This is a genomic window from Marinobacter sp. LV10R510-11A (assembly GCF_900215155.1).
GTDB lineage: Bacteria > Pseudomonadota > Gammaproteobacteria > Pseudomonadales > Oleiphilaceae > Marinobacter.
The window spans coordinates 899649-919453 of the sequence record NZ_LT907980.1; the positions used below are offsets into that span (position 1 = coordinate 899649).

Genomic DNA, 19805 nt, shown 5'->3' on the forward strand with positions numbered 1-19805 from the left:
ATGAACGCTTGCTCAGTGGCATTTCACTGCTCCCGCAGATTCAATGCACTGCTCAGTATCGACAATGAGGGATCAGTTATTCCACGAGGCGGCTTTATGAGAGACAACGCGCTCGTTCAGGGATATATAGACCGAGTGTCTAGCCGACACAATGAGGAAAATACTTTACCGTATTCTGGCGATGATATAAGGAAAGCTGGGCTCAACACTCCGGAGGCGGAGAAACTTAAGGAAGAAAATCGAGAAGCTATCAGGGCTAGAAATCGTGATAAATCTTTTCCTGGTGGGCATCCAGGACGTTATGACTTCATCGGATACAAAGACGATAAGCATGTCGCGATTGAGGTCAAAATGAACTCATCAGTGGTTAGCTACTGGCAAATGTTGAGGTTCAAACTCTTGAACGATTTGGGCACAGAACGATACTTGTACGAGTTTCTGCGGACAAGCCTGAGTTAGAGAACTACGCTACGACCGGTTCAATTGATGACTTTCGCTTTGAATTTGATGAAAATCCAGATTTTTCGGTTGAGGAACTTTACGATTTTGAGGAAACACTGAAACATAAAATTCACAATCCTGACTTCCCAAGGGGTAGTCGAGCCTAAAAACAAATAAGAAGCGCTGGTTTGATATGAAGGAACTCATTTTTAGTCTCAAGGATGTATTCAACGCAGAAACTAGCTCTGGCTGCCTTTCTCAATACGAGGCAAGTTGCTACCACATCCCCGCCTATCAGCGGGGCTACAAATGGTCCTCAGAGCCGGGTGGCCCTGTGCCGGTTTTACTTGCGGACCTTCTATCCGCATTCGAGAAGAAAGAGTCGGAGTACTATCTCCAATACATCACTGTTAAGCGGAAGAGGCTAGAAAAGAACGGGAATGAGATCAGTTGCCTAGAGGTGATTGATGGCCAACAGCGCCTCACAACCCTCTCAATTCTGCTATCGGTAATCAGCGCCCGGTTAAATCAAGCAACTGTCGAGCGTTCGAATCCCACAACCGGCAAGCTCCATTATGCGGTTCGCGAGAACTTTTTTGACAAGAATATCTATCCTTCTAAACGTGTACTTGAACTCGCTGATTTGAGTTGGGATAAGCTTATTTCTGACTTTCCTGAGTTGGACCGCCAAGACATTTTCTACCTACATGGGGCGCTTAGAGAGTGTGACGAGTTTCGGGAATTCCACCTTGAAGAGGCCGAGTCTCTGAAAGCGTTTGATAACTATATAAAGGAATCGGTAAAGGTCATTGTCAACTCTGTCGAACCACACATCGAGAGTGAAACGGTTTTCAGAAATCTTAATAGCAACAAAGTCCCTCTTACCGAAGTAGAGTTAATCAAGGGGTTGTTGATAACTCGCGCCGGCCGGAAACGCGTTGACAATGCCGACAGCCACTTCAGAGAAGTCATGGAAGTTCGGCTTGGATTGGGAAAAGACTGGGAGCACATACAGAGCTGGGCTCGGCGATCAGATATTTGCCGCTTTTATTTTGGTGAGGCTGATGATGGTATGCACCAGCTACTTACGCTTTGTGCAATGGTTCTGCAAGATACGTCGAGTCCGAGTTTCTTACAGAATAAACCTGGCAACCCACTCTTTGATTTTTTCAATCAGCGCAACGACGCCAGTCATGCCTTTGAAGCCCTGATCAGCGCCCAGCAGCGATTGTCGGATTTTTTCCAAAACAATGATTTCTATAGAAGAATTGGTTTCTGTCGTTTTGTCAAAAACAGCCGAGGCACTGGGCTCAGTTTTCTCAAGGCGTGCCTCGAACACCCAACCAAAACAGCTTTACGTGTATGGCTAGACGGACGCGTATTGTCCAAATTGGGCGTGAAAAAAGATGAATTAGCGGCTGTTGAGTCGCTCAGGTATGGGGAAGACGACGAGAGAATTCATGCGGTCTTGTTGGCCCTCAGTGTGTTCCCTGGAGGCGACCATTCGGGACGTTTCAATTTCGAGGTCTTTTACAAAGAAGACTGGTCTTTGGAGCATGTTTTCCCACAAACTCCCGAAGGAAAAGGGAAAGTATTGTCTGAAAATCAAAAAGATAATATTCGGCAATTGCTTCTTGAATCGAGTAGCTCAGAGTTTATCAGTGAAGACGTGGAAGAAGTGCTTCGACTGAAGGAAAGGGACACTGATCAGCGCAAGGTATACGAGAACGCGCTTGAGGCTACAGACTGTATCAACAAAATTGGCAATATTTGCCTTTTGGCTCGCAAGGACAACAGCGCGTTAGGTAATGGATTTTTCCATGAAAAGCGGCAGGCTATCCTGCGTGGCATTCAAGCTGGTAGCTTTGTTCCCAAGCACACCTTTGATGTTTTCTCCAAGATGATTGGTGGACTAACTGATGACCTAGAGAGCTGGACTGCGCGCGATATCGCTGTCCATTCAAGGCACATTGGCAACTCATTGCGGGCTATTACGGAAAGAGAAGAGCTATGAGAGCAGGTAAGTACAGCTTCAAAGAGCTTTTCGTTAACAGGTACATCGACCAGCTTATCGTTCCTGAAATACAGCGGGATTATGTTTGGCAAGAAGACCAGCTTCTTAGTTTTTTTTCTTCGATCGCCGAAGAGTTCTGTAAATTTCAGGATGCTTGCATCCCAGAGATCAATGTCGACATCCAAAGCGATTCTGGCGCACTTTTACAGAAAGATTTTGAGGACTTTTTCCGCAAGCGAAATTTCTCGGCGAACATCGGCTTCATCTACGCCTACAGTGACGAGCAGTACCAAGGGCGATATTTCCTGATCGACGGACAACAGCGGATAACAAGCTTGTACCTCCTGCTATTGATCCTGGCTAGCCGGTGTGGTCAGGAAGGTACTTTCACGAAACATTATTGCCGAGCAGGGCACCCCCTGCTTGATTACCGGGTTCGTGATGCAACCAGTTACTTTCTCGGGGCCATCGTGCAACTGGTGCTTGAAAATCCAGAAGTCGAGATAGAAGACCAAGCATGGTATCTCGATGCTTATAGCGAAGATGCCAGTATCCGGACGATGCTCAATAATCTGAAGTCAATATCCTCTTGGCTTGATTCGGCGGAACTTTCAGAAGCGGAGTTTTTTGAGTATGTCCAGAACCTAACAGAGTTCTGGTACTTCGATACCAATATCAGCGCACAAGGTGAAAACCTTTATATTTATTTGAATGCTCGTGGAGAGCAAGTCCAAAGCAATGAGAACCTGAAGGCGGAACTGCTCTCGCATATTGCGACAGACTCGCAGAAGAATGATTGGGGCAAGAAGTGGGAGCAATGGCAGGATCTTTTTTGGAAGCACCGAAAACTTGGTGCAAGGCAAAGGAGCCTCAATGCTGACAAGGGATTCAACGGGTTCATTTTTTGCGTCGCGGCGTTGAAACAATACCTTCTAAGAGACAGACAATACATCGCGTCTGAAAAGCGACGGGATCGGCAAACCTCTCTTTCTGTGCTTTCGAGTATCCTCGACCTGAATGATATTGAGAAATACGTCAAGGCCCTAGAGTTCCTCGACCATCATAGGGCAGAATTCGAAGCTTTATACGATTACTCAGATTGGATCGAAAAATGTTTGAAAGAGCTTTGGTCACTCTGGAACCTGGATTCAACCGATTGGTTCATTGACCACCATAGGCCTGAAGTATTCTCCTCCGAGACCAATCGCATGGTTTTAGCCTGGGGGGTATTACATTCGGTTGTAGCTTCATTGGATAGAGGTGTGGGTTTGGAGTGTCTATATCGGAATCTGAGACCTTTCTACCTTCGATTCCACAATAACGTGCGAGCAGCACAGCAGGTAAAGGACAGCGTTGAAAATCTTCTGGGCGAAGGTTTCGTTACTAGTGACGAGTTGCACGAAGAGTACCAGCGGGAAAACTGGTTGAGGGCAATTGATGATACTGAAAAGCGGCGTCAAGCCGAATCTATCATTTGGGAAATTGAAGATCATCCGTTGAATTTAGATGGGTCCGACGTCGGTGCAATTAACATCACTCACCTCGTAACGTTTGATGCTGATTTATCACTCGATAAGTTGAACTCTATTAAAAACGCGTTTTTTCAGTGCTTCCCCGGTTCATCCTCTAGCAATAAGGAGCTTCAAAGTCTCCTGCTGCGTATTCCAGACCAAGGTTGCCACTGATTCCAGACGAAGCCTGCCACCCATTCCACGCGAAAGCTGCCACTGATTCCACGGCAACGCTGCCACCCCGGCAGGCTGTCTGACTCACCCCATCGAAACCGTCCGGCGCGGGATAACTTAACGGTACTCTGAGTCTTTTCATCCGGAGAAGACCAGATGCCTGCGAAGAGGTTATCCATGCGTAAGATCAAAGAAGTCCTTCGCCTCAAATGGGAGCGAGGGCTAAGCAACCGACAGATTGCGGCGGCCTGCGGCGTCAGCCGCCCCACGGTAAGCGAGTATCTTCGGCGTTTAGCCGAAGCCGGTCTGAACTGGCCATTGCCGGAGGATCTGGGGGAGGCTCGCCTAGAAAAAATGCTGTTTCCGCCACCCCCAGACTTGCCGGCTCAGGTCCGAGGCATACCGGACTGGAAGCAGATTCACGATGAACTGAAGGGTAAATACGTCACTCTGTTCCTGCTCTGGCAGGAGTACCGGCAGGCAAACCCAGAGGGGTATCAGTACAGCTGGTTCTGCGAGCGCTACCGGGCCTGGCAGGGCAAGCTGGATCTGGTGATGCGCCAGGACCATCGAGCGGGTGAGAAGCTGTTTGTGGACTACGCCGGCCAGACCGTGCCCGTCATTGACCGCACTACCGGAGAGATCCACGAGGCGCAGATCTTTGTGGCGGTTATGGGCGCTTCCAATTACACCTACGCCGAAGCCACCTGGAGCCAGAAGTTGCCAGACTGGATTGGCTCCCACATCCGAACCTTCGAATTCCTCATGGGAGTGCCTGAACTGGTGGTCCCCGACAACCTAAAATCCGGTGTGACCAAAGCTCACCGCTACGAGCCAGACCTCAACCCAACCTATCAGGACATGGCCGCCCATTACGGCGTGGCCGTTGTCCCTACACGGGTCCGAAAGCCCCGAGATAAAGCCAAGGTGGAAGGCGGTGTGCTGATCGTCGAACGCTGGATCCTGGCGGCGCTGCGCCACCGTCAGCACTTCTCCCTGGGGCAGCTCAATGCAACCCTCCGTGAGCTGCTGGAAAAGCTCAATCGTCGCCCCTTCCGAAAGCTGCCCGGCTGCCGGCGTGACCACTTCGAACAACTGGACAAGCCCGTTCTACAGCCGCTACCGGCAGAGCCGTATGTCTACGCAGAGTGGAAGAAGGCACGGGTGAACATCGACTACCACGTGGCCATCGACGGGCACTACTACTCGGTACCCTACACCCTGATCAAGAAGGAGGTGGAGGTCAGGATTACCCACAACACCATTGAGTGTTTTTACCGGGGCAACCGGATCGCCAGCCACCGTCGCTCTGACCAGAAGGGGCGGCATACCACCATCTCCGCCCATATGCCCGAATCCCATCGGCAGGCGGGTGAGTGGTCGCCGGAACGGCTGATTGCCTGGGCGGCCAAGACCGGACCCGCGACGGAAAAGCTCATCCGCACCGCCTTGGGTGCCCGCAAACACCCACAGCAGGCCTACCGCTCCTGTCTGGGCATTCTCCGGCTGGGAAAGAGCTACGGCGAAGCACGACTGGAAGCCGCCTGCCAGCGCGCCCTGATGCTGGGAAGCTGCCGCTATAAAAGCATTGAATCCATCCTCAAACATCGCCTGGACCAGCAGCCCCTGGAAGAACAGCAAGAGCTGGCCTTACCCGATACCCACGACAATATCCGTGGCCCAGCCTACTACCACTGAGGGAACCTGACATGCTGAAACATCCGACTCTGGACAAACTCCATGCCCTCAAATTGACAGGCATGGCCGCCGCACTGGCTGATCAGTCAGCCACGCCTGACATCACAGAACTGAGCTTCGAGGAACGCCTTGGACTGCTGGTCGATCGGGAGATGACCGAACGAGATAACCGACGCCTGACCAGCCGGCTGCGCCGGGCTGGACTGCGACACACCGCCGTTCTCGAAGACCTGGATTACCGGAACTCGCGCGGCCTGGATAAGGGATTAATCCAATCCCTGGCAAGCTGCCAATGGGTGAAGGAACACCTGAATGTGCTCGTCACCGGCCCCACCGGCGTTGGCAAAACCTGGCTGGCCTGTGCCTTGGCGCACAAAGCTTGTCGGGAAGGCTACACCGCCCAGTACGTTCGTCTGACTCGGCTGCTACGAGAACTGACCATCGCCAAAGGAGATGGCCAGTACCCCAAGCTCCTGACTAACCTCGCCAAAGTGGATGTGCTGATCCTGGATGACTGGGGACTCATGAAGCTGAGTGCAGAGAACCGAAGAGACTTGCTGGAAGTGCTGGAAGACCGTTACGGCCGTCGCTCCACCATCGCCACCAGCCAACTCCCTATCGAGGAATGGCATGACGTCATCGGTGACGCCACTCTGGCGGATGCCATTCTGGATCGGCTGGTTCACAACGCCTACAAGATCAATCTCAGGGGTGAATCCATGCGAAAACGGCAGGTAATCTTTATTCCGTCCAATAGGACAGAAGTCTAGCCAGCCGGGGCATTGAGCCCCGGTGGTGTTCGGAATGTGCCATGAAGGGGCATCAGTCACCTCAAATCTCAGGCAATAAAAAGCCCTCACGAAGAGGGCTAATCACTGTTCTTTTTTGCTTACGCTTTCTTGCGCCTGGACCAGCCAAGGCCAGCGAGTCCGAGGCCAAACAAGGCGAGGGTAGAAGGTTCTGGAACTTCAGTAGAGCTTGTGTTCAGCGCTACATAGGTGATGTCGGGGTCAAAATCACCTGCACCGAAGGCAGAGGACACGCCAAAATCTGATGCTTGGCTAAAAAGCACGCTCTCGATGATCAACTCCCTTACTAAACTGTCTGACGTAATCCCGAAATCAAGTGCGCTAAATGTCGTGGCTGCCGCCCCTGCTACACTCGTATCAGCGTTGCCAACTGGCGCATACAATTCGAAGCTGCTAGCCGTGCGATACTGGCGGGTTGTAGACGAACCGTCATCAAGCAGTAACTGTGCGGTAAACACCTCTGCAAAAGGACCAGCTGGATCAAACCCACCATTCTCAAACACAGTAAAGTTGGAGAATGTGAAAGGGGTCTCCCCAAACTTAAGCGTTACGCGACCGACTTCTTTATCATTGCCAATAGCAGCAAAAAATGCTTGTGTCCCAGCCTTGCCTGCTAAAAATTCATCGGAAGCCGCAAGCGAGCCCACTGACTTATTGTTGTCACCAAAGGTGTCACGTGCGCCCGATCCGAAAAGACTCGTTTTGCCACTCAGAACCGCGGAAGTCGGGCCGTTGTTCGAATCAAAGGTAACGTCAGCGAAGGTAATAACGGATGCAAACGCCGAAGAGCTGACAAACGACATCGCAAGAACCGCACCAAATAAGTTAGAAGTTTTCATATTTTACCCCAAATAGTTTTAAATTAAGCCTATGTCAGAATGCATAATTTAAGCCAACATAAATTAAACGATATAATTCAATTATTTAGTGAGATTATCTTAAAGTTATAATATCTAACTGTTAAATTACCTGACACTCGCTTAATGTCCGCAGTGAAATATGGCCTTAAATGCGTGAAATGGCGACTTCGAGTGCCAAACTGAGGCATAAATACTATTTTTATCAGAGTGAAACCCATTATCCTGGTTAAAATAGTTAGGCTCTGATGGTTGTAAAAAACTGACACCAAATGCGACGGCTGAAAATGGCACTTTCGGATATTACAGCTCCAATCTGACGTCCAGAAGCTAACGAAGCGAAGTAGTCCAGTGTAAAAAAATTGACACCGGTTGAAGGTCGCAAAAGTAGTTTAACGGACATATAGCTGGAGCCAATCTCAGCTCAAGTATCTGGGTCGTGGCGCAGGTCCTAAATGTACGCCTACTTTTGGACGCTTGCCGGGAAGGCTACACCGCTCAGTACATTCGCCTACCTCAAACTCCTGACCAACCTCGCCAAAGTCGATGTGCTGATCCTGGATGACTGGGGTCTTATGAAACTGAGTGCAGAGAACCGAAGAGACTTGATGGAAGTGCTGGAAGACCGTTACGGCCGTCGCTCCACCATCGCCACCAGCCAACTCCCTATCGAGGAATGGCACGACGTCATCGGTGACGCCACTCTGGCGGATGCCATTCTGGATCGGCTGGTTCACAACGCCTACAAGATCAATCTCAGGGGTGAATCCATGCGAAAACGACAAGCAAAGTTGACGGGCACCACAGCTTCGGAGTAACAATGAAATCCCCGCGTCGCTACGCTCCGATGGGTGGCAGCCTTGCGCCGGTCCGGGTGGCAGGCTTCAGGTGGAATGGGTGGCAACCTTCAGCGGTTTACGCACTCCTGCTTCATTATGGTGATTTTTGGCAACGAAAGACGCCTTTGTACTACGAGAACTATAAGTTCGATGAATGGAAGTCCATCATTCGAGGATCGCCCATTTCAGGAAAACCTCGAAACGATATCTTTCGCCGTTTTTTGAACGATCTTATTGACTCGGGCACCGACGTTTCGACAGTCCTTGCCCTAAAGCGTGGGCATTACTCGCCAAACCAAAAAGCGCCAGACCTGCGATCTCAGCTACTCTGGTACAACCACTTTTTGCATGAATCGATGTGGGGCCAAGGTAATTCAATAGCGATTGGTGACGGTAGTGAAAATGACCCAGATGAGGTGTTTCCGGAGAAGAAAGCGTTTAGAAACACCAAGGGCGACTTTAAAGGCGGCAACCCGGCGAAACTTTCTGAGATACTTCAGTTTTCCCCACCACGCTAAAAATGGGGGGGGGTAACAGCAGCACTGGCCCATTTTCGCCCCGATGGGGCGAGCAAATACAAACCTGATTAGCCGTTCATGACCTTGGCTGGGTCGATTCCCATTTCAATCAATTCCTGCTCTTGCTCTTGTATCCTTTTGCGCAGTCGGTCAGCCCTGGCTTTATTCAGTAACTCATCCAGTCTTTTCGATTTGTCCTGCATTTCTTTTAAATCCTGATCCGCTTGCGTCCTCATTTCGTCGGAAGCGTTTTCGTGAGCATTGGACAAAATCGCCCGAGCTTTTTCTGATATCTCGTTCGGTGTCATCTTTTTTGGTTTTGATTTTTTTGGCGTCTCTTTTTTTATTGCTTCATGTCGTTCGACTTCGAGCGCTCCGATGGCAGTGTCCAGCTCCATGATGTTTTGGGTTGCCTGCTCCGCAGAAAGTGCCATCGTTAGTGCTTGCGGGTTGCCTGGATTTGTTATGCACATTAACGTCTGGCGTCGCTCGATCTTAAAGTCATGAATTTTATAATAAAGCTGTTCCGACTTTGGGAGATTCGCAATCAGCTCAACAATCTCAAGCTCCGCCGATTTTGCCTTTTGATTGTAGTGTGCAACTTTCTCGAGCTTCGTCATTGGAACCCGCCCGCGTGTGTTTTTTAGGGATTCGTTATAGTCTAAGTCTGGAACCGCCTCCGCATTTTCTGCCTTTCGTTTTTGCTGCCTGGCATACTTCAAGAGATAAACAATTCGATCATTGCCCCGCCGCCCCGCCTTGTCTCTGGCCTTGTGTTTTTCCAAATCCTTGGGGCTCTCAGGCTCCACGCTATCGACCTCGCATTGCTTAACATAGGCAGTCCATGAGCCATCCCAAACCGTCCGAGCCTTCTCCTGATGTTGTTTTAAAGACAGGGGAGGGCGTCCCATCTGCTCGTCTGATTCGTAAAACTGGACCCGCTTGCGCTCGATCTCGTCATCAAATTCTGATCCGAAGGTGTGAAGATATGCGCGATAATCACGAGCGGCCCGACTTTTTGATTTCTCAAGAACTGAAAGTTTCGGGCGTCCTTTCTGTCTTTTTCCGTCCGTCATATCTTGATCCATTTAATATTCTATAAATTCCAAATACGTCAATATTATAATTATAGATTAATTTATGGGTTTGTAAATATTAATATCGCACAAGTAAGCATCACACGACACTCTGCAAACCATGAACCAGCACCCTGCGACTTTAAAATCGCCCGCTGTATAGTGATGCTTTGCGCAATGAACAAAATACGCACCAGCCCGGCATGTATAACTTTGCAGCGGTAAAAGATTACCGAATTATAATATATATGCGAATATATATGTATGCCTTCAAAACTCTGGACCCCGAAAAGATCAGCAGAATAAGCACAGAGATGAGGGCAATTAAAGAGTAAGAAAATGGAGCCAGCTATGTGTTCGAGAGCCTGGAAACCCCTCCCGGTGTTTGCAGGCTCTCGAAAACGCTGGATGCTCAAACCCTTCGGGTTCTGCGCTATCAATACAAAACCATATAATAAAAATAATAAAGGTGCATTATGCAACCAATCAAGAAAGCAAATAAGCAAGTAAAGAACAGGGGCGGACGCCCACCAAAAGCCCCAGAGGACCGAAAAACGGTTGTCATCAGGCTCCGCTTCACCCCAGCCCAGGCAGAGGGTATCAAGCAGCAAGCCACCGACAAAGGCTTCAAATTCACTTCTAGGTATCTTTGCAGAGTGCTGAGCAACAGGAACGCCCAGACATCAATAACTCCAGGCGACTTGATGACCGTGTCAAAGCTGGCCCGCAACTCAAACGCAATAGTGGCGCACCTTGCAGCGGGGGAGAGCTATCCTCGCGAATGGGTCGATCAAGCAAAAATGACCGCGAAAATTGTCAACGAGCTAAACCAAAAAGTGAACAAATTGCTCGCAACAAAAGGACCCGCAAAATGATCCACAAAAAAAAGGAGTTCGACTCCAGCGCCTACGGGCGTCTGAATTACGCAGCAGGCGGAATAGGGCACGAGCACACGATTGAGAGTTTGGGCTTCATAAAAGGAACCATGACCTCTGACCTCAAATTCATCGACCAACCAGCGCAAGCCCAAGAGCCCGAGCCGATGTTCATCATTGAAGGCATAGATGACATTCTGAACGCCATTCCAGAAGTTACTGCCAGCAGTGGCAGTTCGAGTGCCAACAGTGGCAATTCAAGTGTCACAAAAGGCAAAACCGCTGCCAGTGCCCCCGCAGTAGACTTCAGCGACTTAGATAATGAGTTCGAAGCCGCCGCAAGCATGCACTGCGGGAAAGGTGAGAAATTGTTCGGGCATTACATCATAAGCCTAGCCCCAGGCGAAACCCTAACCCCAGAGCAATGGGGTGAGGTCTTGAAGGAATATATGGATTCCATGGGCTATGACGAGTTTTGCAAATACTGCGGCTTCATTCATCGTGAGACCTCGTCCGAGCATCTGCACATCCTAACCTGCCGAGTTCAGCTCAAACCGGGCGGCCCTTTGGTCGATGGCAGCAACGACTATGCAAAAGGCATGGAAGCCATGCGCAAGCTTGAGAAAAGGTTTGGCCTGCAAATCGTCGCGAACCCAGAGGACTCATGGGGCGTTGACATCAAAAAAGAGCAATTCAAATACCTGGGCGGTAATCGCGAAGAGGCAAACGAAGCCATGCTGAATGGCCCACGGAAGGATTGGGCGGCGGTTATCCGGGCAAGGGTGAACGAGGCATGGGGCAAGCAAAAACCGCGCAATATGGGCGAGCTGGTGAGTGCTCTGCGGGCGGTAGGGGTTGACGTTAAAGTTCGAACAAACAAGGCTGGCGAGCCAGAGGGGATCAGCTATCAAGCCCATGGATCGAAGGCCTGGATATCTGGCTCAAAAGTGAAAGCGACCCGGCTGACATGGCGGAATCTTATCGAAAAGGAGGGCATCACCTACGATCTGCACAAGCACAACGCCGCCCTGGGTCTTCCACCCGCTCCGGGTACTTTGGTTCGTGCTGATGCATTCCAGCCGATCAACCGGATCCAATTTGCAGCCCTCAAGCGCTCAAAAATCAAGGTCAGACTTTACAAGCGCGGCAAGGTTCACCATGTCCGGTTTGGGTTTGAGCAGTTGCTGAAAAGTGGAAAAGAGCGGCACGAGGAGATGATGCACGATCAAATGTTCAAGCTCGTCCGGGACCTTCTTGCGTTGCTATTTGGCACGGATAGAGGCTGGGCAGCTCCGGCAACTCAAACCCGAGACAACGAAGTCCCAGACGGCATGGATCTAATTCAAGACGACACCGATCCGGATCAAGCCTGGACAATATTAGCGAGCGACAAGCCAGACAGGAAGGAATTGGAGAAGATCAAAATCGAGACGAGTGAAATGATTCTGGCCGAACACGGCGAATGGATCAAACCAAAAATTTCGGGCGATGGCGATACTCTCGACAATGACATGGACCTCAATCTTTGATCTGCAATTGGACTGAATTTCCTGCGTTTGGACATGAACACTCCTTTGGCACAGTGTGCCTCTGTTTAGAAGTGTCCGCAGTAACGGGGTAGAACTCACGACAGCAAAAAGATAATGCCTGTTGCTGAGGAGTATCCGCGCTTACGCTTAAGAGTCGAGTGGTAGGTAAATGGCAGGTCTCTCCCTGACCGGTCACACCACTATGCAGGTGTCGCGTTTGCCTGGCATCCCTGCCGGCGGTGAGCCTTAGTCATCCTGACCAAATGGCTCACAACCAGTGTACGGATTCTGTAAGGGTGCACTAGCGGCGATCTCTGAAGGTCGCGTAAGAGAAAGCTTACGCTGGTTCGTTTTCAACCGTTATCAGCTGTTATCTCTTCCCCCAGCTCTGTGGGCTCTAGGTCAACTGGTGACCTGATGGGCTCTACTGAGATTGGTTGCCTTACCTGAGTCTTGAGCAGATGCTGTAGTGGGTCCGTGTTTGTAAGATGAGGGTCTAGCCACATATCGAAGTCTTCCGACATCAGCATCAGCGGTATGCTTTTTGGGTGTATATGGCTGAATCTGGGGTGTGATGGCAGGGTAATAATCGTGTACGAGGGCACAACTTCGCCATCAAAATCCCAAAGCTCATATAGTCCCGCAAAGGCTATCGCGTTGTTGGTCGGGTGTATGTTGTAACACTGTTTATGTCCTTTCTCTCCGGTCCATTCATGGAAACCGCTGGCCGGTATAATGGCTCGTTGTGAATGGAAGCGTTTTTTCCAAAGTGGACTGGTTCCAAGGCTTCCCGATCGGGCGTTGAAGGTGCTGTATTTTGCGGAAGGGCGGTATCCGGTGCCGTCAGGTTTGCGTTCTATCAAGAGTGACCAGATTGCATCTTCCAGGGTTCGGCCTTGATTGGTTTCGTAGACGATCTGACCTTTTGCGCCTGGAGCTATGTTGAGGCGGGTTTGTGCGCGAATGGGGATGCCCAGGATTTCCAGTAATCCTTGGACCAATGGATCGTCGATTACGTTGTACCGTCCGCACATACCTCACCTCCTTTATCTGCCCCGTTCTGGCTGATCTCCTTCTTGAAGATATTCGTCTGTACAGCGTTCTGCTGAACCGAAGAATTCATCCTCGAAACCATCGAGCGGCCTTTTGAAATTTTTTACAGATCCCCTCAGCTTTTCCAGAGGCTCCAGTTCCTTCGGGAGCGGTTCTGTCAATTCATCCTGATACGCTTTCGTGGCATTCAGGCCTTCAAGTAGATCCCGTTTCGTTTAGTATTTGCGCCCCATGTTGTTAACTCTCCTGAGCTAAATTTGTACGCATTTCTCCTGTTGAGCACTATCCAGTCCAGGTGACATCCCAATACGACTTCCATCATTCGGTCTCGGAAGACAGTGACATAAGGTCGTCTTGTCCCATAATCGCGCAAAATGAATGACGTAACCACTCTGGTCAGTAGATGGAACTTGTTATGCGGTCAGCGAGGCCGTGTATTTATGCGTTGTTTAGTCAGACCTGGGTGAACTCTCGCTTTGGGGGTACCTGCAAGATGTGTAAAGGTTTTACAATTTTTAACGGTTTTAAGGGGAATATACTAGGTTTCTAATTGATTGTTTTAAATAAAGTTATTAAGATGGTTGTAAGACTGGTAACAAAAATTGAAAATCAACGTACAAAACCGCGAAAAAATTAACGCTACATTAGCTGTTAGTCAACACAAGTGTTCAGCAAGAATTCTGGATGCAGACTTCATTGAAGAAGCAGTACGTCAAAGTGAAGCTCGGCTTCAAAAGATTTTGCCGAAATGCCACTGGAAAGGCCTGTCCCTCTCCGTGACGAAATCTCCGTTTCGAATAGCTTCGTCTTATAACGGCATCCCGATGGCGACGTTTGTCACGGTAACCCGGCATTCCTCTGGGTGGTTCATTACGGAAACAACGCGCGATAACACTCGAGAAGGTGAGCGTGACGTATTGATCAAAGGGCTTGAAATGAAGGCGGAGGAGCTTTCTGCGTTCTTGAGTCGAACAATAGGAGCCTTCGAGTTAGAAGGTTATTACGACTGAACCCTGTAGCTCTCTTTAGTGTCAAGTTTAGACAGGAACCCTATGTGTCAGCGTAGGGTAGTTGTCACCTGATTATTTCAGAGGACAACCATGACGCACTTCTCACCAGAGTGAAAAGAAGTGGAACGGAGTCAAAAGTGTAATGAAAAGGGCGTCGTTGTGCTTTCACTTGTTAAAAGTCCTAGTGCTTCATTTCATTGAGCTGACTAATTGTGAATTTCTTCACCTGCGGCTATGTATTGACTCAGAGAGACGGTTCCTTAGAGTGATCTTCGATCCAGACTCAATGAGCATGATGAGCTTGGCCTGCACCTCAAAACTAAAAGGTGTCTGAGAAAGACTGTTGAACCGGTGGAGTTCAGGTTGAAGCCGCACCGGTTCAATCCGACATCTGGTGTTTACGCTACCTCACACCTTGAACGGCTGGGTTCAGCTCCATCCCGACGTGATCTACCGCTGTCTGTTCGCCGCAGTCTGGGACACGCTTAACCAGTTTGGGCGCAACACCCGGCACCTTGGCGGCGAACTGGGCATGACGGCGGTGCTCCGCACCTGGGGACAGAACCTGAGCCGTCATGTTCACGTGCATTGCCTGATCCCCGGCGGAGTGTTGACCGGCAGTGGTGACTGGCACAAGGCAAAAGGCCATTACCTGTTTCCGGCACGGGCTTTGTCCCGACGTTTTCGAGGGCGAATGGTGTCGATGCTGAGAGCGGCGGTGAACGCCGGCGAACTGCACCGGGTTACCCACAGCGGTGAGGTTGATGGCGTACTCAACGGCCTGATGCAACAGGAATGGGTTGTCTACACCCGACACTGCCTGAACCAGGCCGAGAGCGTGGTAGATTATCTCGCTCGATACACTCACCGAATCGCCATCAGTAACGGGCGCTTGTTGTCGATGGACGGTGACCGGATCTCGTTCCGATATAAGGATTACCATGATGGCTCCCGGATTAAGACCCAATGACTGGAAGGACAGGAGTTCGTGCGGCGGTTCCTGATGCACATCCTGCCCAAAGGCTTCATGCGCATCCGTCATTTTGGCTACCTGAGCAACCGAACACGACGACGCAAACTGGCTGTTATCCGGCACTGCCTCTCGCAGCTGCCCCGATCAGAAGCTACAGCGGAGAGTCCAACATCCCAGCGATGCTGGCCCTGCCCAGAATGTGATGATGGCCTGGTGCGTATGGTTCGCCAGATTCCACGGTTCAGAATAACGGCTGTGCCGACGGGTTAGCTTCACGGCCTTCTTGATCCGCCGGGGGAAACCTACAGTTCTTAGTGAGCTGGATCTCTCTGCGGCCGAAGGCTGGAAAAACGGGTACCTGAGAGGTAATCTGAGGGGCATCACAACAAGGAACCGCCTCATGAAGGATCGAATGAGACCAAACCCCGCCGGCATTGCTTCGAGCCCGGCCCCAGATATACCGTTCAGGCTTCGCCTCCAAATTACTTTATCCTTAGGCACCGTTCGATAGCTGCGGAGTTGGCGGCTTAGTCCAACAGACATTTAATGGTCATGCTGCGCACAACCATTAAATGCTTAGGTGTTATATTCCCGAGTTACCCAAGAGATAGGAGATAGATTTGAGCGAAGGAAATGAAACCTTGACAGAAAAGTCAGCATTTTTATTCGATGTTCTAAAAAGGTACGACCATTACGTTGCAACGACAAATTTCAAAGTTGGCCTAATGATGTCGTTTCTTGGCGTAATTATTTATGGTCTGACAATTCGAGTTATGTCTATATCGCCAGAACCATCGGGGTGCAATTACATCTATTATACTGTAATCATTTTCTCTGCATTAACAATTGCTTTTTCACTTTTTTCTGCTGTAAATCTTTTACGGACAGTTTTTCCTAACACTAAAACTCATGATGGCGATAAGTCTTTAATTTTCTTTGGGGATGTTGCAACTTGTGAAAACGGTGCAGATGGATATTTTAAAAAAATAGAAGACGCCACGGCCGAAGATCTTGTCGAAGATCTTGCCAAACAGACATATATCGTAGCTGATATTATTAACGAAAAATTTAGAGTTTTGAAATTCGCGATTAAAATAACGATTTACGGTGTCGTACCACTATTCGCGGTATCATTGCTACTTCTTATATTAGAAGGATCTAAATAAAAATGGCAAATTTTGAACGAATGTTTGAGGACTTATACGATTCTGTTAAAAATCGATCCACAACAACAGTCACAAACAAGTCAGAGTCTCTTTCTATAGAATCTTCGGATTCCCATCCAATAAAAGGGTCGCTAAATACGCTACCATCTGGGCCTCAGGAGGAATTTTTTCTTCAAAAAAAGATACGTCCTCACTTTGGAAAAAAGGGCGTAAATGAATCAGCCATTGGAACACATCCAGACTTTATAGCTCTTGAAGGCACTGTTAATACGCTTAACCATTACGCTTGTACTTTATTTGTAGATATTAAAGGGTCTACTCGTCTTTCTCTTCTGTACCCACTAGATTTTGTTTTTATTTTTAAAAATTCCGTAATTCAAGCTTGTGTCGAAGTCATCCGTTCATTCGATGGTCATGTCCATAGACTAATGGGCGATGCTGTCATGGCTTTTTTTGGTGGAAATCACATTGAAAAGGAAGATGCAGTTGCTGATGCAATAAATTGCTCCATTACATTAAGAGCTATTTTAGAAGGAAGCATTAAGCCTTGGATGGAACGCGAAGGACTAGACTCTAAAGACTTTGGCTTTAGAGTTGGTTGTGATTTTGGTGATGATCATGAAATATTATGGGGAAGTTACGGCTATCAAAACGTTGGGGAAGTTTCCGCAACAGGTCTACCGGTGGACATGGCTTCGAAACTTCAAGGTTTAGCCGGAAAAAATCAAACAATGCTCGGGCAAGGTTTATTGGATTTTGTAAACTGGCCAGAGAAGTATTGTAAAATTAAAATGAGAGGAAAGGAAGGTGAAAGAGAAAACCTCCCAACTGTCACCCCTAATATCACTAATTCTGAGGGTGATCCATTAAATTATAATATGAGGATATTATCTTACGATAAGAGCTTGGAGTTTTCTGCATTGCCTAGAAATTTTCGAGAAAGCATTAGTGGTAATTCTGTAAAAGATCACACAGAATTGGACTACAGGTGTTTTACGGTAAAAAATAACGAGAAAATAGAATATATATCTGCTTCTAGATTCCTTGAGCCTCATGTTTCATTAATATTTGAAGCCGGGTCTAGAACAAATAATAGGTTGAGTTTTCCTCTTAAAGTAGTTTTCAAAAAAGTGAATCATGGAGCAGCAGTCCCTGAAGATGAAAGAGACATTGAACAAGAAGGAGTGGTTAAATACCTAAAAAAACAGAGAGTCAGTCAATACAATAAGTCTTTTGCTCCTTTATCTAAAGTTGAGCTATCCGAATCTACGCTTTATCGTGGCTTGCATACCATGAAATGTGATATTTATGACTCCAATGGAGCTTTGATATTTCGCGATTGGATAGGAGTTATGATCAAGTAAGATATAATCGGGTAGCCGGGGGTATCTAACCCCCAGCCCCCACAACACCCTGCATGCGGATCCGCACAGGGCGTTTCCCGAAAACGTTCAGAGTAAGATGGCTGATTACCTCCCCCTACCCCAATGATGGCTTCTGATTTTGCGCCAACGTTCCTCAGTCCGGTCGGATATGGAATCGTTAAACTGCACAGACTCCTCATTGATTTTCGGGTTCAGGCCTTCACCCTGTCCCAACCATCCCGATGGGCGTTTGGCTGCTATGCCGCCTGCTGACTTCTGCTAAATCACCGGCGGGGTTGCCCCCATCGGCGCTATCGGTGTCCACCTCGCTCGCTCGCAACCGCCGATGGCAACGGCTGCGCCCAGGCTTGATCGACCAGTGGCCTGACTGGTAATTGACCGATCGCTCGTTGAGCAGATCCCGATGCGTCGGACCGCCCCAGATAAGAGCATGAACTTTCATCGCACAACTGCATCATTTACGGTGGCCGTCAGATCACGCGGCTTCGTCGTCTGGTGTCAACTCGCCTCCGGCCTACGCCTCATATGATGTTCTTGTTCATCAGCTCGCAGTTTTACTAGCGGCTTCCTCCAGACCGTGCCTCGCGGATTGGCCCTTGCCATGCGCTAGTGGTTAGCGTTCAATCGGTTAAAACCGGCTGATCGGTGATCTTCCCACAGGGGACTTTCACCCCATTAGTTCATGCCCATGCTGGGCGTACACAATACGCGTCACTCGGATGTCCTTTTCTCCGCTTCGCTCCAAAAAGGCCACCGGTGCGCTCCGCGTTAGGATTCATGGGAGTTAAAATGAGATCGTTGCTTTTTGTTATGATTCTTTTGTTAGTTGGTTGTGCTGCAAACACCTCAAATATGGTGGCAAGCATGTATAGTGTTTCTGAGACAGGAGAGTCGGCCTTTGATGGAACCAAATGGATAAAGGTAAAGAGCATTTGGTGTGATCCGATTACCTTTGATCTTTATCAAGACACCAACCTTTCCAAGTCTAAAAAAGCCTCTCTCGAACTTAACATTGGTGGCACTCACTCTATCCAATCCGGTAAATCTCTACACCTCAATATCGACGAGAAATTCACTGACATTAGTACTCTTGAGAAACTAACGGATATTGAAACAAAGCCTGGTTATTATTCTTCGGGTATTCACGCAGGTATGAGCTTTTACCTTCCGCCTCACAATGTGTCATCAAAGCGGTATTTGGTAGATATCGATCTCTTGGAAAGAATGGAGAAAGCCAATAAGCTGATTATGCGTGTTGATTTAGCGAGAGATTACATAGATGCAGTATGTACCAACGAAAAGTCATCTGGAAGCGAGTTTCCAGCTGCTTCAACGTCATACGGGATCCGAAAGTTCATTGAAAATGCATCACAATTCAGCAAACCCTAACCAGTGCAGGCACGGCAACGCCCATTACATTGCGCCTTCGGCTCCATTCCAATGGCGCGCATGCTGAAAGCGTTAATAGCCAAGGCTTCAGAAGATACCCACAATGGACAGGCACACATGACCCCGCTTCCAAGGGCGATTACTCCAGTGCCGGCATTGCACCAAGAAGCATCAATGCATGCAGAACCCGGAGTCTGCGAATCACCGCAAATGCAAAGGGCGGCAGGTCTCCTACACGCTTGAGCTGAAGCGAGGCCCCACCTATCGACAGCCAGCAGGGCAAAGCCATATACAGTCACCGGATGTCGGTGGTGGAACCGGTGTTCGGTAATATCGGCACGAATAAACGGCTCAGCCGCTTCAGTCTGCGAGGCCGGGATAAGGTGCAGGGCTAATGGCAACTATACTGCCTGGTACACAACATCGAGAAACTGGCGAATTACGGATAGATGGCGGCGTGAGCCTGGGCGAGGGGTGCCGGAAATAGG

The 19805-nt window shown here is 49.1% G+C and carries 15 protein-coding genes and 3 pseudogenes; 14 read left to right on the forward strand and 4 right to left on the reverse strand.

Features of this window, described 5'->3' with window-relative positions; all coding sequences use genetic code 11:
• Positions 1–634: 634 nt before the first annotated feature.
• From CPH80_RS04295 to istB, 4 genes are all read left to right on the forward strand, one after another.
• Positions 635–2455, forward strand: a complete 1821-nt coding sequence (locus tag CPH80_RS04295) for a DUF262 domain-containing protein (RefSeq protein ID WP_096275776.1) — start codon at positions 635–637, stop codon at positions 2453–2455.
• Positions 2452–4140 (forward strand): DUF262 domain-containing protein, encoded by a 1689-nt coding sequence (locus tag CPH80_RS04300; protein ID WP_096275777.1) that lies wholly within the window; start codon positions 2452–2454, stop codon positions 4138–4140. The genes CPH80_RS04295 and CPH80_RS04300 overlap by 4 nt, the downstream gene beginning before the upstream one ends.
• 156 nt (positions 4141–4296) lie before the next feature.
• Complete coding sequence (gene istA, locus CPH80_RS04310; protein ID WP_096275778.1) at positions 4297–5838, forward strand: IS21 family transposase; 1542 nt, start codon at positions 4297–4299, stop codon at positions 5836–5838.
• An 11-nt stretch (positions 5839–5849) separates the two neighbouring features.
• Positions 5850–6608: an IS21-like element helper ATPase IstB gene (gene istB / locus CPH80_RS04315; RefSeq protein ID WP_096275779.1), complete on the forward strand. Its 759-nt coding sequence runs from the start codon at positions 5850–5852 to the stop codon at positions 6606–6608.
• A gap of 119 nt (positions 6609–6727) precedes the next feature.
• Here the strand turns inward: istB and CPH80_RS21960 are convergent, their stop codons facing one another.
• Positions 6728–7486, reverse strand: coding sequence for a PEP-CTERM sorting domain-containing protein (locus CPH80_RS21960; RefSeq protein ID WP_096275780.1), 759 nt, complete (start codon positions 7484–7486; stop codon positions 6728–6730).
• A 493-nt stretch (positions 7487–7979) separates the two neighbouring features.
• Between CPH80_RS21960 and CPH80_RS04325 the strand changes: the two are divergent.
• Together CPH80_RS04325 and CPH80_RS04330 are read left to right on the forward strand one after the other, a co-directional pair.
• Positions 7980–8322 (forward strand): annotated as a pseudogene (locus CPH80_RS04325) (ATP-binding protein); the annotation flags it as partial.
• Positions 8323–8324: 2 nt separating this feature from the next.
• On the forward strand, positions 8325–8861 hold the full coding sequence (locus CPH80_RS04330; protein ID WP_096275781.1) for a hypothetical protein: 537 nt from the start codon (positions 8325–8327) through the stop codon (positions 8859–8861).
• 68 nt (positions 8862–8929) lie between these two features.
• On the opposite strand, the gene CPH80_RS04335 is transcribed toward CPH80_RS04330, so the two are convergent.
• Positions 8930–9949 (reverse strand): hypothetical protein, encoded by a 1020-nt coding sequence (locus CPH80_RS04335; RefSeq protein ID WP_096275782.1) that lies wholly within the window; start codon positions 9947–9949, stop codon positions 8930–8932.
• A gap of 464 nt (positions 9950–10413) precedes the next feature.
• Between CPH80_RS04335 and CPH80_RS21500 the strand changes: the two genes are divergently transcribed.
• Positions 10414–10812: a plasmid mobilization protein gene (locus CPH80_RS21500; protein ID WP_157746846.1), complete on the forward strand. Its 399-nt coding sequence runs from the start codon at positions 10414–10416 to the stop codon at positions 10810–10812.
• On the forward strand, positions 10809–12341 hold the full coding sequence (locus CPH80_RS04345) for a relaxase/mobilization nuclease domain-containing protein (RefSeq protein WP_157746847.1): 1533 nt from the start codon (positions 10809–10811) through the stop codon (positions 12339–12341). The genes CPH80_RS21500 and CPH80_RS04345 overlap by 4 nt, the downstream gene beginning before the upstream one ends.
• Positions 12342–12694: 353 nt before the next feature.
• Here the strand turns inward: CPH80_RS04345 and CPH80_RS04350 are convergent, their stop codons facing one another.
• Complete coding sequence (locus CPH80_RS04350; protein ID WP_096275785.1) at positions 12695–13375, reverse strand: SOS response-associated peptidase; 681 nt, start codon at positions 13373–13375, stop codon at positions 12695–12697.
• 621 nt (positions 13376–13996) lie between these two features.
• On the opposite strand from CPH80_RS04350, the gene CPH80_RS04360 reads away from it, so the two are divergent.
• The 4 genes and pseudogenes from CPH80_RS04360 (at position 13997) to CPH80_RS04375 (ending at position 17907) form a co-directional block, all read left to right on the forward strand.
• Complete coding sequence (locus CPH80_RS04360) at positions 13997–14404, forward strand: hypothetical protein (RefSeq protein ID WP_096275787.1); 408 nt, start codon at positions 13997–13999, stop codon at positions 14402–14404.
• 532 nt (positions 14405–14936) lie between these two features.
• Positions 14937–15647 (forward strand): annotated as a pseudogene (locus CPH80_RS04365) (transposase).
• Positions 15648–15997: 350 nt separating this feature from the next.
• Positions 15998–16543 (forward strand): Pycsar system effector family protein, encoded by a 546-nt coding sequence (locus CPH80_RS04370; protein WP_096275788.1) that lies wholly within the window; start codon positions 15998–16000, stop codon positions 16541–16543.
• A gap of 2 nt (positions 16544–16545) precedes the next feature.
• Positions 16546–17907 carry a nucleotide-binding domain-containing protein gene (locus CPH80_RS04375; RefSeq protein ID WP_096275789.1) on the forward strand — a complete coding sequence of 454 codons (1362 nt, stop codon included), beginning with the start codon at positions 16546–16548 and terminating at the stop codon, positions 17905–17907.
• A gap of 220 nt (positions 17908–18127) precedes the next feature.
• On the opposite strand, the gene CPH80_RS21505 is transcribed toward CPH80_RS04375, so the two are convergent.
• A complete protein-coding gene (locus tag CPH80_RS21505; RefSeq protein ID WP_134035150.1) occupies positions 18128–18370 on the reverse strand; it encodes a hypothetical protein in 243 nt (80 codons plus the stop codon).
• A 347-nt stretch (positions 18371–18717) separates the two neighbouring features.
• Between CPH80_RS21505 and CPH80_RS04380 the strand changes: the two genes are divergently transcribed.
• Together CPH80_RS04380 and CPH80_RS23140 are read left to right on the forward strand one after the other, a co-directional pair.
• Positions 18718–19317 (forward strand): hypothetical protein, encoded by a 600-nt coding sequence (locus CPH80_RS04380; RefSeq protein ID WP_096275790.1) that lies wholly within the window; start codon positions 18718–18720, stop codon positions 19315–19317.
• 127 nt (positions 19318–19444) lie between these two features.
• Positions 19445–19712 (forward strand): annotated as a pseudogene (locus tag CPH80_RS23140) (transposase); the annotation flags it as partial.
• Positions 19713–19805 lie beyond the last annotated feature (93 nt).